Below are 14,752 nucleotides of genomic sequence, written 5' to 3' on the forward strand. Positions count from 1 at the left end.
GTTCGAGGCTCTGGCGGAGAGATCCCCCGACAGTCTCCTCCTGATCGACTCCTCGATCATCCGGGCCCACCAGCAGGCCGCCACGGGTAAAAAGGGGGTCCGGATCACGCCCTTGGCCGTTCTCGTGGCGGATTGAGCACGAAGATCAATGCGATGGTGGACGGTCGCGGCCTGCCGGTGGCGATCACGCTCTCTGCCGGGCAGGCGTCCGACAAGGCGGCGGTCGAGGAGCTTCTGGCGACGCATCCTCGACCCGGCGATGTGGTGGCCGATCGCGGCTACGATGCCCGCGCCGTGCTCGACCTGATCGCGGCGCGCGGCGGACGCGGCCATGCACATGCGAGACCTCGCCGATCTTCTCGTCGCCGGGTCCATAGACGGTGGCGCCGACCAGCGTCGACTCGGTCAGTTCCTGTTCGGTCAAACGGGTATGGGTGCTGTGATCCATTGCGGGACCTCCTGTGCTTGTTGCTATGGAAGGCTGTCTCAACCGCCCACCGGCCGGTCTGTTCCATAACGCCGCCGTGAAGCCCGGATCGGGAACATTTCCCGCCCCGGCTGGTTCCACCGCCCTGCACATCCCTGATACAGAGGAGGAGAAAAGATGAGACATCTGTTCGCCACGACCGCCCTTGCCGTCATTCTCAGCATGGGGGTCGCCCAGGCCCAGGATACCAGCAGCCAGCCCGCGGCCACGACCACAACCACGGGCCAGGACGCGACCCAGCCGATGCCCGCCATCACCCCGCCCGAAGGCTATGTCGAAGGCGATGTGGTGCTGACCACCGACAATTTGCAAGGTGCCTCGGTCTATGATGCCAGCGGCGACGAGATCGGCGAGGTGCATGGCCTTGTCTTTGCCAACGGATCAAGCTCGCTGGGTGGCGCTGCGGGCAGCACCGCGCCTGCGGCCGGGATGAGCGATCCCGCCACGACCAGCACGACCGGGATGGAGACCGGGACGGCCAGCGACACCGCCATGACCGGGACCGACACGGCTGCGACTGACACGGCGGCCACCGGGACCGACAGCGCCACCACCGGCGCGGACATGACGGGCAGCACCAGCACGACCGACACCGCGACGGGTGCAGCAGGCACCGACGCGACTGCGACCGACACGGCGACCACCGGGACCGACAGCGCCACCACCGGCGCGGACATGACGGGTAGCACCGGCGCGACCGACACCGCGACAGGTGCAACAGGCACCGACACGTCCGCAACCGACAGCAGCGCGACCACCGACATGGCCGCCGATACCGGAACCGACACCGCCCCCGACGCGACCGAGGATGCCACCAACACGGTCGATAGCGGCACGGCCAGCCCCGAGGCATCGGCCCCCGGCATGGACACGGATTCCGCCAATGTCGCCAGCGGCACCGACCAGGGCGACAGCGACCGCGTCGAGCCTGCCGGCTCGGATACCGCGGCCACCACACCGGCGATGACGCCCTCGGGCCAGACCGAGACGACGCCCGCGAGCCCTGACGCGACCACGGGCACCGCCGCCACCGCCGATGCCCCGGCCGGCGGCCAGACCCAGGCCATGGACTCGGCCGAGATCAGCCACGCCATCATCGACGTCGGCGGCTTCCTTGGCATGGGTGAGCATCGCGTCGCGGTGCCGGTGGGCGATCTCGTCGTCTATCAAAAGGACGACGATATCCGCATCTACCTGCCCTGGACGCGCGAGCAGCTAGAGGCGCTTCCCGAATTCGACGAGGACGCGGCCGCCACCACCATGCAGTAACCGCCCAATCCCGCAAAATACGGCCCCCGGTCCAAGCGCCGGGGGCCGGCTGCGGTGCGCGCGACAGATGCCATGTCCAGACAGATGCCCATTCCCCCGCTTCGTGACGACGGCCTGCAAATCGACGAGGATCGCGGGTTCCAGGAACGCTTCTGGCGGTTGCAACGTATTGCCTGGCTGGTCTTTGGCGCCATCTGCATCCTCGCCATCCTTGGCCTGACCGGCAGCGGCGGGCCATTGCGCGGCACCAGCCTGCGCCTGGACGGCGCGCAGGTGGACCTGCCCCGCATCAGCCGCTGGGAGGCGGCGGATGAAATCTCGATCACCTTTACCGCGCCTGCCGGGCCGCCGACCCTTCGCATCGGCCCCGAATTCTTCGACAAGTTCTCGGTCGAGCGGATCCAGCCCGAGCCCCAGGCCACCAGCCTGACCGCGGCGGGCCAGGTCCTGACTTTCCCCGCGCAGGGACCGGGTCCCTACCGGGTGACGATGGATATCCGCGCCTTTCATTTCGGGCTGGCGGATTTCGACATCGCGGCCGGGGCGGACAGCCGCCGCGCCCGCATCCTGATCCTTCCCTAAAGGTGCGCCATCATGGACTCGGTGATCCGCGGCATCGCGATATATCTGATCCTGCTTGCCATGACCCGGCTGTCGGGCCGGCGCACGCTGGCGCAAACCACGCCTTTCGATTTCGTCCTGCTGCTGATCATCGCCGAGACCACGCAACAGGCGCTTCTGGGCGACGATTTCTCGATCGTGAATGCGGCGGTGCTGATGGTCACGCTGGTGACGGTCGATGTGATCCTGTCCTTCGCCAAGCTGCAATCGGCGCGGCTGGCGACCTGGCTGGACGGCACCCCCACCGTGCTGATGAGCCGCGGCAAGCTGGACACCCATGCGTTGCGGCGCGCCCGTGTCAGCGTCACCGACATCCTGGAAGCCGCGCGGGTCCAGCACGGGCTGGCCAAGCTGGACCAGGTCGAAGCCGCGGTGCTGGAGATCAGCGGCGCGATCAGCATCATGCCCCGCAAGGAGCAGGAATAGCGCCCGCAGGCAGGGCAGGAACCGGCGCCCGGCTGCGGCGTTGGACCAGGACGACGCCTATCCCCAGCAGGAAGGACGCAGGACGTGGCACCACGGGCGCTTTGGAAAGGCGTGCTCAAGATCGCCGAGCTTGGCTGCCCGGTGGCGCTGCACGCCGCCGCCTCGACATCAGAGCGGATCGCCTTTCACACGCTCAACCGCGCCACCGGCAACCGGGTCCGGCGGCAATTCGTCGACAGCGCCACCGAAAAGCCGGTGGAGAAGGACGACCAGGTCAAGGGCTACGACATCGGCGAAGGCGACTATATCATCCTGGAGCCCGAAGAGATCGCCGCGGCCGTCCCCGAAAGCGACAAGACCCTGTCGGTGGCCGCCTTCATCGCCTGCAAGGATGTGGATGACGTCTATTTTGACCGGCCCTATTACCTGACCCCGGCGGATCGCACCGGCGAGGAAGCCTTTGCCCTGATCCGCGAGGGCATGCAGCGCAAGCAGGCGGCCGCGCTGGCCCAGGCGGTTCTGTTCCGGCGCCTGCGCACGGTGCTGATCCGCCCCCACGGGCCGGGCATGATCGCCAGCACGCTGAATTTCGATTACGAGGTGCGCTCGGCCACCGAGGCGTTTCGCGACATCTCGGACATGAAGGTCAAGGGCGAGATGCTGGATCTGGCCAAGCATATCATCGACACGAAAAAGGGCGAATTCGACGTCGCAGCCTTTGACGACCGCTACGAGGCCGCGCTGGCCGACCTGGTCAAGGCCAAGCTGGAAGGCCGTCGCATCGTTCCCAGAAAGCCGCAGAAGCGCGAGAATGTCGTGGACCTGATGGCGGCCTTGCGCGAAAGCGCCGGGCTGGCCGCCAAGAAGCCCGCGCCGCGCCGCAAGGCCGCCGCCCCGCGGCGCAAAAGCGGCTGAGCCATGGCGCTGGAAACCTATCGCAAGAAGCGCGACTTTTCCGCCACCCCCGAACCCAAGGGCGGCAAGCTGCGCAAGGGCGGCCATGCCTTTGTCATCCAGAAACATGCAGCGACGCGGCTGCATTACGATTTCCGCCTGGAACTCGACGGGGTGCTGAAAAGCTGGGCGGTGGCAAAGGGGCCAAGCCTGGTGCCCGGCGAAAAGCGCCTGGCCGTGCATGTCGAGGATCATCCGCTGGAATATGGCGATTTCGAAGGCACCATTCCCAAGGGCGAATATGGCGGCGGCACGGTGATCCTGTGGGACCGCGGCACCTGGACGCCGACCGACGATCCGCAGAAAGCCTATGCCAAGGGGCATATGGAATTCACCCTGCACGGCGAAAAGCTGGCCGGGCGCTGGCATTTGGTGCGCATGCGCGGCAAGCCGCGCGAAAAGCGCGAAAACTGGCTGCTGATCAAGGGCGAGGACGATTTCGCCCGCCCCGAGGACGCGCCCGACATCCTGGAAGAACGCCCGGAATCGGTCAAGACCGGCCGCCAGATCGCCGATGTCGCCGGAGAGGAGCCGGGCTGGTCCTCGAAAACCGGGCGCATCCGCAAGCCGGCCAGCCGCGCCCGAAAGCCGGCAAAGCCGCCGCCCGATGCTGCGCCCGATCCTGCGGCCCCCGCCGATGCGCCCGATCCCGCGGCGCTGAAGGGGGCGCGCAAGGCAAAGATGCCCGATTTCGTCGAGCCGATGCTGGCCACGCTGGTTTCGACCGCGCCGCAGGGCGAACGCTGGCTGCACGAGATCAAGTTCGACGGCTACCGGCTGCAAGCCCGGATCGAGGCGGGGCGGGTCAAGCTGCTGACCCGCAGCGGCCTGGACTGGACATCGCGGTTCGGCAAGCAGGTGCCCGCCGCCCTGCGCGACCTGCCGGTGGGATCGGCGATCCTGGACGGCGAGATGGTGGTCGAGACCGATACCGGCGCGTCGGATTTCTCGGCGCTGCAAGCCGATCTCAGCGCCGGCCGCGCCGATCGCTTTGTCTTTTATGGCTTCGACCTGATGTATCTGGACGGCCAGGACCTGCGGGCCGCACCGCTGGCCGGGCGCAAGGCGCTTTTGGCGCAGCTTCTGCCCCAGGACGCCGGCATCCTGCGCCTGAGCAGCCATTTCGACGAAAGCGGCGCCATGGTGCTGCGCCACGCCTGCCGGCTAAGCCTGGAGGGGATCGTCTCAAAACTGCGCGACGCGCCCTATCGCGCCGGCCGCGGCAAAAGCTGGGTCAAGTCGAAATGCTCGGCCCGGCAGGAATTCGTCGTGGCGGGCTATGTGCCCTCGTCGGTGTCGCGCCGCGCCATTGGCTCGCTGGTCCTGGGCGTCTACGAAGATGGCGGCTTGCAGCCGGTGGGCCGGGTCGGAACCGGCTTTTCCGCCGCCGTGGCCGAGGATCTGTTCGCCCGGCTGGAGCGCCTGCGCGTCCCCGAAAGCCCCTTTGCCCGGCGCCTGACCGCCGAGGAGGCGCGCCAGGCCCGCTTCGTGCGCCCCGAACTGGTGGCCGAGGTCGAGTTCCGCGCCTGGACCGCGGACGGCCATCTGCGCCATGCCGCCTTTCGCGGCCTGCGCGAGGACAAGCCGGCCCGCGACATCGTGCGCGAGGCCGCAAGCCCCGCGGCCAAGCCTGCCCCCGCGCAGCGCCGCAGGGTGCGCCTAACCCATCCCGACCGGCTTTACTGGCCCGAACAGGGGGTCACGAAAGAGGGGCTTGCCGATTATTATGCCGAGGTCTGGCGCCATATCGCGCCCTGGATCACCGGCCGGCCGCTGGCGCTGCTGCGCGCGCCCGGCGGCATCACCGGCGACACCTTTTTCCAGAAACACGCCTGGAAGGGGCTGCCTTCGGCCATCACCCTGGTCCATGACCCCAAGGACCCGGCGGGAGAGCCGCTGATCAGCATCAGCGATCTGGACGGGCTGATGGCGCTGGTGCAGTCGGCGGCGCTGGAAATCCACCCCTGGGGCGCAAGCTGCGCCGATTGGGAACGGCCGGACCTGATCGTCATGGATCTGGACCCCGGCGAGGGGGTGGCCTGGCCCGCCGTCATCGCCGCCGCCGAGGAAACGCGCCGCCGGCTTGAGGACCAGGGGCTTGCCGCCTTTGTCAAGACTTCGGGCGGCAAGGGGCTGCATGTGGTGGCGCCGCTGAAGCCGCAGGCGGATTGGCCGGCGGTCAAGGGCTTTGCCAAGGCGATGGCCGATGCCATGGCCGGGGACGATCCGGGCCGCTATGTCTCGACCATCGGCAAGGCCAGGCGGCAGGGCAAGATCCTGATCGACTATTTGCGCAACCAGCGCGGCGCCACCGCCGTCGCCGCCTATTCCACCCGCGCCCGCCCCGGCGCGGCCGTGTCGGCCCCGCTGCGCTGGGACGAGCTTGACACCGGCATCGGACCGGCCTGGTTCACGGTGGAAAACATGCCGACACGGCTGGCGACGCTGAGCGCGGACCCCTGGGACGGCTTCCGGGCCGCCGCCGCACCGTTGGAGCCACCGCGCGCCCGGCGCCGCAAGGCCGGCTAGCGCCGCTTGGGCTTGCTTTCGGCGGCGATGCTTTTCTTCAGCGCCTCCATGATGTTGACGACATTGCCCGAAGCCGCGGGCTCTTCGGCCTTGGCTTTGGTCTTGGCCGGGCGCTTGCGGCCGCGCTTCTTGGCGGCGATGATGTCCAGCAGCCGGTCCTGAACCGGATCGCCGACCATGGCGGGATCCCAGGCGGTGCTGCGTTCGTCGATCAGCCGCGTCACCAGCTTGAGCAGCCGGTTGTCCACCGGCTCTTGCTCGATCTGGGCGAAATAGTCGCCCTGGGGGCGGACCTCGTCGCCATAGCGCAGGGTCCAGACCACGATGCCCCGTCCCCGCGGCTCTAGCATCACGGCGCGTTCGCGGCGATAAAGCACCAGCCGCGAGATGCCGACCGTATCGGTCGCCGCCATGGCGTCGCGGATGACGCAGAACGCCTCTTCGCCGATAGGATCGTCGGGCGTCAGGTAATGCGGCTTGTCAAGCCAGATCCAGCCGATCGAATCCGCGGGCACGAACATGTCGATGTCGATGGTCCGGGTGCTTTCCAGCGCCACCGCCTCGATCTCGTCATCCTCCAGGATGACATGCTCGTCTTCGCCCCTGGGATAGCCCTTGACCTCGTCATCCTCGGCCACGGGCTTGCCGGTCTGGGCATCGACATAGCGGCTGACCACGCGGTTGCCGGTGCGGGCGTTCAGCGTATGAAAGCGCAGCTTCTCGCCCTCGCTGGTCGCGGGCATCATCGCCACCGGGCAGGTGACGAGCGACAGCTTGAGATAGCCCTTCCAGAAGGACCGCGGCGCCATCAGGGCTCGTCGCGCACCGGCGCGTCGTCCGACGCCTCATCCGGCAGGTCGCCCGCATCCGCGTCCGATTGGCTGGCGATGTTGTCCTGGTGCTGCTGGGTCTGCACATGCCGACTGTCCAGCCCGCGCTGGCCGGAATGGCGCGCGGTGTCGCGATTGGACAGGACCATGTTCTCGGGCAGGTTCTCGGCCGTGTCGGGCGCCATCCCGCCCGTGCCGTCGCCCTTGCCCTGATCCTGCTGGCCGGGCCCGAATTTCTTGCGGCTTGCATGGGCCATGAGAAGTTCTCCTTTGTGGGGTTGGGTCACGGCGGCTCAACCCCCGGCAGGGCGCAATGTTCCCCGGCGGGCGCGCAGGCCACGGGCCCGCCCAGGCGCCAGGCGGCAAAATGCCGCGCGGCCGGCACTGCCCGCATGGGCGGCTGGGACTGGCCACGCCGGCAAAGCCCGCCAAACCCTGTGCCCTTGCGCGTTGCCGGGCCGCAATGATAGACCCGAATGCAAGTTTCGCGCCCGCCCCGCATGGCGGCTGCGGCCATATATGACGCAACGCCGGATCAGGGGGAAAACACGCGCATGACGATGACACGGACCAGCTTTGACAAGGACGATCTGCTGGCCTGCGCCCGTGGCGAGTTGTTCGGCCCCGGAAATGCACAATTGCCCGAGCCGCCGATGCTGATGATGGACCGCATCACCGAGATTTCCGCCGACGCCGGTTCGCATGGCAAGGGCCATGTCGTCGCGGAATTCGACATCCACCCCGACCTGTGGTTCTTTGCCTGCCATTTTCCCGGCAATCCGATCATGCCGGGCTGCCTGGGCCTTGACGGGCTGTGGCAGCTCACCGGCTTCAACCTGGGCTGGCGCGGCTGGCAGGGGCGCGGCTATGCGCTTGGCGTGGGCGAGGTCAAGCTGACCGGCATGGTCCGCCCCGACCGCAAGCTCTTGCGCTATTTCGTCGACTTCACCAAGGCGGTCCAGTCCCGCCGGCTGACCATGGGCGTCGCCGACGGCCGGGTCGAGGCGGATGGCGAAACCATCTACGAGGTCAAGGACATGAAGGTTGCCCTGTCGGCCGCCTGACACATGAACAAGGAGCACGCCATGCGCCGTGTCGTCATCACCGGGCTGGGCATCGTCTCTCCCATCGGCAACAATGCCGCCGAAGTCACCGAAAGCCTGCGCGCGGGCCGCTCGGGCATCGTCTTTGCCCCCGAATATGCCGAGCACGGCTTTCGCAGCCAGGTCCACGGCATGCCGCAGATCGTGCTGGAGGATCATATCGACAAGCGCAACCTGCGCTTCATGGGCGCGGGCGCGGCCTATAATTTCATCGCCATGCAACAGGCGATCGAGGATGCGGGGCTTTCGCCCGAGGATGTCTCGAACGAACGTTCGGGCCTGGTCATGGGTTCGGGCGGCCCGTCCACGGCAAACCTGTTCGAAGCGCATCGCACCGTGATCGAAAAGGGTTCGCCCAAGCGCATGGGACCGTTCATGGTCACGCGCTGCATGTCCTCGACCAATTCGGCCTGCCTGGCCACGCCCTTCAAGATCAAGGGGGTGAATTATTCGATCACCTCGGCCTGCTCGACCAGCGCGCATTGCATCGGCAACGGCACCGAACTGATCCAGATGGGCAAGCAGGACATCGTCTTTGCCGGCGGCGGCGAGGAACTGGACTGGACGCTTTCCTGCCTGTTCGACGCCATGGGGGCCATGTCCTCCAAGTATAACGACACGCCGCAGAGTTCCTCGCGCCCCTTTGACGCGACGCGCGACGGTTTTGTCATCGCCGGCGGCGGCGGGGTCGTCGTGCTGGAGGAACTGGGCCACGCCCTGGCCCGCGGCGCCCGCATCTATGCCGAAGTCACCGGCTACGGCGCGACCAGCGACGGCTATGACATGGTCGCGCCGTCCGGCGAAGGCGGCGAGCGGTCGATGCGGCTGGCGCTGTCCACCCTGCCCCAGGGGCGCAAGGTGTCCTATGTCAATGCCCATGGCACCTCTACCGTGGTGGGCGATGTCGGCGAGATCAAGGCCCTGCGCCGGGTCTTTGGCGAAGGCGCGGTGCCGCCGGTGTCCTCGACCAAGTCGCTGACCGGCCATTCGCTGGGTGCGACCGGCGCGCATGAGGCGATCTATTCGCTCTTGATGATGCAGCAGGGCTTCATCGCCGCCTCGGCCAATATCACCGAGCTCGACCCCGAGATCCGGCCCGAGGAAATCGCGCAGGCGCGCGTGGATGATGTCGATTTCGATAGCGTCCTTTCCAACAGCTTCGGTTTCGGCGGCACCAACGCCACGCTGGTCATGTCGAAATACCGCGAATAAACCAAGAAAAGGTTAAGCCATGGGCGAATTGATGAAAGGCAAGCGCGGCCTTGTGATGGGGGTCGCGAATGACCGCTCGATCGCTTGGGGCATTGCCAAGGCGCTGGCCGGCCAAGGGGCAGAGCTGGCCTTTACCTATCAGGGCGAGGCTTTCGGCAAGCGCGTCGAGCCGCTGGCGCAATCGCTGGGCTCGGACTTCCTGATGGATGTCGACGTGCTGGACGACGAATCGCTGGACGCGGCCTTTGCCCAGATCGAATCGCGCTGGGGCGGGCTGGATTTCCTGGTCCATGCCATTGCCTATTCCGACAAGAACGAACTGACCGGGCGCTTCATCAATACCACCCGCGACAATTTCAAGAATTCCTTGACGATTTCGTGCTATTCGCTGATCGACCTGGCGCGGCGGGCGCAGCCGCTGATGGCGGATGGCGGCTCGATCATCACTCTGACCTATGGCGGCTCGAACCGGGTCACGCCGTTCTACAACGTCATGGGGGTGGCCAAGGCGGCATTGGAATCGTCCGTCCGCTACCTGGCCAACGATCTTGGCCCCGAAGGCATCCGGGTGAATGCGATCAGCCCCGGCCCGATGAAGACCCTGGCCGGCGCAGCCATCGGCGGCGCCCGCAAGACCTATCGCCATACCGAGGCCAACGCCCCCCTGCGCGCCAATGCCACGCTAGAGGCGATCGGCGGCACGGCGGTCTGGCTGTGTTCGGATTGGGGCGCCTGCACCACGGGCGAAATCGTGCTGGTGGACGGCGGCTATCACGTCCTGGGCATGCCGCAGTCGGACAACCTGTGACCGCGCCCGGCGTCTTCCATGCCGCGGATGGCGCCCGGCTGGCCTTTCGCGACGAGGGCCAGGGGCTGCCGGTGCTGGCCTTGGCGGGGCTGACACGGGACGGGCAGGATTTCGACTATCTGGCGCCGCATCTGGACGGGCTGCGCCTGATCCGGCCGGATTACCGCGGCCGGGGCGCATCGGACTGGACCGGGGCCGACAGCTATACCGTCCCGCAGGAAGCCAGCGACGCGCTGGCGCTGCTGGATCACCTGGGCATCCAGCGGGCGGCGGTGCTGGGCACGTCGCGCGGCGGGATCATCGGCATGCTGCTGGCGGCCACGGCGCGCGACCGGCTGCTGGGCCTGTGCCTCAACGACATCGGCCCGGTCCTGGAACGCGGCGGGCTGGAGCGGATCTTCGACTATATCGGCCGCAATCCCGCCGCAAAAAGCCACGAGGATCTGGCGCGGCGCTTGCCCGCCGCCATGCCGGGCTTTGCCAATGTGCCCGCAAGCCGCTGGCTGGAAGAGGCGCGCCACCATTATATCCAGACGCCTTCGGGCCTGCGCATCACCTATGATCCCGCCCTGCGCGAAGCCTTCCTGTCGGCCTTTGACGGGCCGCAGGTCGATCTGTGGCCGCTGTTCGACGCCGCGCAGGGATTGCCGCTGGCGCTGCTGCGGGGCGCGAATTCGGATCTGCTGTCGCCGGAAACCGCGGCCGAGATGCAGCGGCGGCGGCCGGACATGATCCAGGCTGCGGTCGCGGATCGCGCCCATGTGCCCTTCCTGGACGAACCCGAATCCCTGTCCGCCATTCAAGCCTGGCTGGCGATGATGCGGTGACGCCGCCGCAGTCGGGGCAGGCCGTCCAGGGGGGCCGCCCCCAGGGACGACCCTGCGTCCCGCACACCGCCGGAACGGGGCCGCGATCTAGCCAAGCGCGGCCAGCCCCTCGCGCTGAAGCCGGTCCAGCAGCGCCAGTTCCGCCTCGTCAAGCGCAATACCCTCGGCCTCGGCGCGCGCGCGGGCGGCAAGGCGGCGCTGGCCCGGCAGGCGCGCGCCCTGCCCCAGCATGGCGTCGAACAGCGCCTCGGCCTGGACCTGTGGGTCAGCCGGCCGGCCGGCGGCAAAGCGCGCCGGCGAAAAGGCCAGGATCAGTTCGCCATGCCGCGGCGCCAGGTCCAGCCTTCCCAGTTCGTCCAGCGCGCCCTGGCTTGTCAGGTCGCCGATCATAGCCCCGGCCAGAAGCTCGACCATGGTCGCCAGGGCAGAACCCTTGTGCCCGCCAAAGGGCAGCAAGGCCCCGGCAAGCCCCGCATCGGCATCGGTCGTCGGCGCGCCCTCGGCGTCAAGCGCCCACCCAGGGGGCAGCGGCTTGCCGGCGCGGGCAAGCAATTCGATCTCGCCCCGCGCCGCGGCCGAGGTGGCAAGGTCGAAGACATAGGGCGCCGCCGCCGGCCGCGGCCAGGCAAAGGCGATGGGATTGGTGCCCAGAAGCGGCCGGATGCCGCCGGCAGGCGCCACCGTCGCATAGCTGGGACACATGGCCAGCCCGGCCAGCCCGCGTTCGGCCAGCGCCTCGACCTCGGGCCAAAGCGCCGAGTAATGCGCGCAATCGTTGATGACCAGCGCCGCCAACCCCAGCTTTTCCGCGCGCGCCGCCAAGACCGGCAGGCCCAGGTCCAGGGCGGCGGGGGAAAAGCCGCCATCGGCCAGAACCCGGATAACGGCGCTGCCTTCGTCGATCAGTTCGGGCCGGGCATGGGCCAAGACCTTGCCGGCCGAAAGCGTGCGCAGGCAGCCTTCGATGCGATAGATGCCATGCGATTTGGCGCCGTCGCGTTCGGCGGCGGCGATGATGCGGGCGATGGCGACGGCCTGTTGCGCGTTGAAGCCTGCGCGCATGAAAATCGACTCGACCATCCGGCCAAGCTCGGCCACCGTTACCATCGTCTTGTCATCCATGCGCCCGTCCCTTGCCAAATCGGGGCCAGAAAACCGGATTTTCAGCCGGGGGGCAAGCACCGGACCGGGTTCGGGCCCTGGGCCAGGCTGTCGCGGGCCAGCGTCCGCGCCTCGGCGGCGTCCATCCGGGCGCGGGCGGCCAGGGCATCGCCGCCCGTCTCGCGCAGCGCCCGGCGCCACAGCCGCAACGCCGGGGCCGCGCTCCAGGGAAGGGCGGCTTGCGCCAGCCAGCGCCGCAAATCCGGCGGCAAGCGGTCATAGCGCGCCATGGGCTGGGCGCTGCGCCGGCAGCGCAGCCGGGTGGCAAGGTTGCGCCGGCCGCTCATGCGACCTGCCGCGAGCGCCAGGCCGGGAACGGGTCCGGCAGGTCCGCCCAATCCTGCGGCCGGAAGCCCGGCGCCATCACCAGCGCCCCGTCCAGCGCGCCGGTAATCGCTTCGGCATCCATGCCGGCGCCGATGAAGACCAGTTCCTGCCGGCGGTCGCCCCAGGGTTCGACCCAGCGGCTGCGCAGCTCGGCCAGGGCATCGCGGTCGCCGGGCCAACGCTCGCGCGGCACGCCGGCCCACCAGCGGCCCAGCGGCGTGACCGAGGAAAGCGCCCCGGCCAGGCTGAACTCGGCCACCCAATCGGGGCGCGAGGCGATCCAGAAATGCCCCTTGGCGCGGATCACGCCGGGCAGCGCGCCGTTCAGCACCTCGTGGATGCGCTGGGGATGGAACGGCCGCCGGGCGCGATAGACAAAGGATGAGATCCCGTATTCCTCGGTCTCGGGGACATGCTCGTCAAAGCCGTAAAGCTCCTTGGCCCACATTGGATGCATATGCGCGCGGTCAAAGTCGAACAGGCCGGTGTCGAAGATGGCCCGCGCCGGGACGCGGCCATGGTCGGCCTCCAGCAGCCTGGCATCGGGGTTGAGCGCGCGAACGATCTTGCGCGCCTGGTCCAGCCGCGCCGGACCGGCATCGCCGGCCTTGTTCAAGACGATCACATCGGCGAATTCGATCTGGTCGGTCAACAGGTCCACCAGGGTGCGGTCGTCGTCCTTGCCCAGCGTCTCGCCGCGATCGGCCAGGAAATCATGGCTGGAAAAATCGCGGGCCAGGTTCAGCGCATCGACCACCGTGACCATGCAATCCAGCCGCGCCACATCCGACAGGCTGTCGCCCGCCTCGTCGCGAAAGGCAAAGCTGGCCGCCACCGGCAAGGGTTCGGCAATGCCCGTCGATTCGATCAGCAGGTAGTCAAAGCGCCCCGCCTCGGCCAGCCGCCGCACCTCGACCAGCAGGTCGTCGCGCAGGGTGCAGCAGATGCAGCCATTGGTCATCTCGACCAGCTTTTCGTCGGCGCGCGACAATTCGGTCCCCTCGCGCACCAGATCGGCGTCGATATTCACCTCGGACATGTCGTTGACGATGACGGCGACGCGGCGGCCTTCGCGATTGTTCAGGACCTGGTTCAGCAGCGTGGTCTTTCCGGCGCCCAGAAAGCCCGACAGGACGGTGACGGGCAGGCGATCGCTTGCGGGGCGGGCGGTCATGGCACCTCCTGTATGTAATGTTATTACATATCTACCAGCCTGTGCCGCTGGCCGCAATGCTTTCTGTGGCATGGCCGCCGCGGCTCGGTTAAAGCGGCGCAAAGGGGGGCGCATGGATTTCAAATGGCTTGAGGACTTCCTGAGCCTGGCCGAGACGCACAGCTTCTCGCGCTCGGCCGAGCTGCGCGGCGTCACGCAAAGCGCCTTCAGCCGCCGGATTCGCGCGCTGGAGGAATGGCTGGGCACCGACCTGCTGTCGCGCGACAGCTATCCGGTGACGCTGACCCCGAACGGCGTGGCGTTTCGCGAAACCGCAGAAGAGGCCGTGCGCATGATCCAGGCGCGGCGCGCCGAGTTCCGCGACCATGCCCAAAGCCGCGGCGGCGAGATTTCCTTTGTGGCGCTGCACAGCCTGACCGTGACCTTCCTGCCGGGCTGGCTGATGCGGCTGAAGGCGTCGGCGGGACAGATGACCAGCCGGGTCAAGCCCGACAATTACGACCGCTGCATCGAGGCGCTGACCGAGGGCGGCTATGATTTTTTCCTGACGTATGCCCATCCGCAGGTGAACATCCCGCTGGACCCCCAGGGCTTTCCGCATCTGGTCGTGGGCCGCGACAGCCTAGTGGCCGTCGCCCGCCCCGGCTGGCCGCAGGACTGGCTGACCGATGGCATGCCGATGCTGAAATATTCGCGCGGCAGCTTCCTCAATGCCATGGCACGGATCGCCCTGGCCCAGCCCGGCGCGCCCAGGGTCTATGTCGCCCATACCGACGAGGCATCCATGGCCGAGGCGATGAAAAGCATGGCCGTGGCCGGGCACGGCATGGTCTGGGTGCCCCGCCTGCTGGTCCAAGCCGAGATCGCCGCCGGGGGGCTGGAAGTGGTGGCCCCGGAACTGCCGATGGAAATCCGGCTTTACCGCAACGCCGCGCGCGGACGCGGCATCGCCGCGCGGATCTGGCAGGCCGCCGGCGAACTGGACCATGGTTATGCAGGATCGGAATAACCCAGCGCAGTTTGG

Annotated in this window: 16 protein-coding genes; 11 read left to right on the top strand and 5 right to left on the bottom strand. The window is 67.9% G+C overall.

The window, feature by feature from the left end; translation table 11 throughout:
- Nucleotides 1–153 precede the first annotated feature (153 nt).
- The 6 genes from F3H32_RS18185 to ligD all read left to right on the top strand — a co-directional run bounded on the left by F3H32_RS18185 (nt 154) and on the right by ligD (nt 6,286).
- A complete protein-coding gene (locus F3H32_RS18185) occupies nt 154–528 on the top strand; it encodes a transposase (protein WP_394349624.1) in 375 nt (124 codons plus the stop codon).
- A gap of 76 nt (nt 529–604) precedes the next feature.
- Nucleotides 605–1,756: a hypothetical protein gene (locus F3H32_RS17760; RefSeq protein WP_188128677.1), complete on the top strand. Its 1,152-nt coding sequence runs from the start codon at nt 605–607 to the stop codon at nt 1,754–1,756.
- 84 nt (nt 1,757–1,840) lie between these two features.
- Nucleotides 1,841–2,338, top strand: coding sequence for a hypothetical protein (locus F3H32_RS15070; RefSeq protein ID WP_149766542.1), 498 nt, complete (start codon nt 1,841–1,843; stop codon nt 2,336–2,338).
- Between the two features lie 12 nt (nt 2,339–2,350).
- Entirely contained in the window at nt 2,351–2,803 is a 453-nt protein-coding gene (locus tag F3H32_RS15075; protein WP_149766543.1) for a DUF421 domain-containing protein, read from the top strand.
- An 84-nt stretch (nt 2,804–2,887) separates the two neighbouring features.
- Nucleotides 2,888–3,718 (top strand): non-homologous end joining protein Ku, encoded by an 831-nt coding sequence (gene ku, locus F3H32_RS15080; RefSeq protein ID WP_149766544.1) that lies wholly within the window; start codon nt 2,888–2,890, stop codon nt 3,716–3,718.
- Between the two features lie 3 nt (nt 3,719–3,721).
- Nucleotides 3,722–6,286: a DNA ligase D gene (gene ligD / locus F3H32_RS15085; protein WP_149766545.1), complete on the top strand. Its 2,565-nt coding sequence runs from the start codon at nt 3,722–3,724 to the stop codon at nt 6,284–6,286.
- Here the strand turns inward: ligD and ku (F3H32_RS15090) are convergent.
- A complete protein-coding gene (gene ku / locus F3H32_RS15090; protein ID WP_149766546.1) occupies nt 6,283–7,095 on the bottom strand; it encodes a non-homologous end joining protein Ku in 813 nt (270 codons plus the stop codon). The genes ligD and ku (F3H32_RS15090) overlap by 4 nt on opposite strands.
- A complete protein-coding gene (locus tag F3H32_RS15095; RefSeq protein ID WP_188128678.1) occupies nt 7,095–7,373 on the bottom strand; it encodes a hypothetical protein in 279 nt (92 codons plus the stop codon). Before F3H32_RS15095 ends, ku (F3H32_RS15090) begins: the two co-directional genes overlap by 1 nt.
- A 297-nt stretch (nt 7,374–7,670) precedes the next feature.
- Between F3H32_RS15095 and fabA the strand changes: the two genes are divergently transcribed.
- The 4 genes from fabA to F3H32_RS15115 are packed head-to-tail and all read left to right on the top strand — an operon-like array spanning nt 7,671 to nt 11,066.
- On the top strand, nt 7,671–8,180 hold the full coding sequence (gene fabA, locus F3H32_RS15100; RefSeq protein ID WP_115756176.1) for a bifunctional 3-hydroxydecanoyl-ACP dehydratase/trans-2-decenoyl-ACP isomerase: 510 nt from the start codon (nt 7,671–7,673) through the stop codon (nt 8,178–8,180).
- Between the two features lie 21 nt (nt 8,181–8,201).
- Nucleotides 8,202–9,431, top strand: coding sequence for a beta-ketoacyl-ACP synthase I (fabB, locus tag F3H32_RS15105; protein WP_149766547.1), 1,230 nt, complete (start codon nt 8,202–8,204; stop codon nt 9,429–9,431).
- A gap of 19 nt (nt 9,432–9,450) precedes the next feature.
- Nucleotides 9,451–10,239, top strand: a complete 789-nt coding sequence (locus tag F3H32_RS15110; RefSeq protein ID WP_149766548.1) for an enoyl-ACP reductase FabI — start codon at nt 9,451–9,453, stop codon at nt 10,237–10,239.
- Nucleotides 10,236–11,066 carry an alpha/beta fold hydrolase gene (locus tag F3H32_RS15115; RefSeq protein ID WP_149766549.1) on the top strand — a complete coding sequence of 277 codons (831 nt, stop codon included), beginning with the start codon at nt 10,236–10,238 and terminating at the stop codon, nt 11,064–11,066. Before F3H32_RS15110 ends, F3H32_RS15115 begins: the two co-directional genes overlap by 4 nt.
- A gap of 87 nt (nt 11,067–11,153) precedes the next feature.
- On the opposite strand, the gene F3H32_RS15120 is transcribed toward F3H32_RS15115, so the two are convergent.
- Genes F3H32_RS15120 through F3H32_RS15130 form a run of 3 tightly spaced genes read right to left on the bottom strand, consistent with a single transcriptional unit; the run spans nt 11,154 to nt 13,728 of the window.
- Nucleotides 11,154–12,188, bottom strand: coding sequence for an Ldh family oxidoreductase (locus F3H32_RS15120; protein ID WP_149766550.1), 1,035 nt, complete (start codon nt 12,186–12,188; stop codon nt 11,154–11,156).
- Between the two features lie 41 nt (nt 12,189–12,229).
- Entirely contained in the window at nt 12,230–12,514 is a 285-nt protein-coding gene (locus tag F3H32_RS15125; protein ID WP_149766551.1) for a DUF6525 family protein, read from the bottom strand.
- Nucleotides 12,511–13,728 carry a GTP-binding protein gene (locus F3H32_RS15130; RefSeq protein ID WP_149766571.1) on the bottom strand — a complete coding sequence of 406 codons (1,218 nt, stop codon included), beginning with the start codon at nt 13,726–13,728 and terminating at the stop codon, nt 12,511–12,513. The genes F3H32_RS15125 and F3H32_RS15130 overlap by 4 nt, the downstream gene beginning before the upstream one ends.
- A 112-nt stretch (nt 13,729–13,840) precedes the next feature.
- Here F3H32_RS15130 and F3H32_RS15135 point away from each other — a divergent pair, with 112 nt between their 5' ends.
- Entirely contained in the window at nt 13,841–14,737 is an 897-nt protein-coding gene (locus F3H32_RS15135; protein WP_149766552.1) for a LysR family transcriptional regulator, read from the top strand.
- Nucleotides 14,738–14,752: the final 15 nt, after the last annotated feature.

It is taken from the genome of Paracoccus thiocyanatus (genome assembly GCF_900156255.1).
Lineage (GTDB): Bacteria > Pseudomonadota > Alphaproteobacteria > Rhodobacterales > Rhodobacteraceae > Paracoccus > Paracoccus thiocyanatus.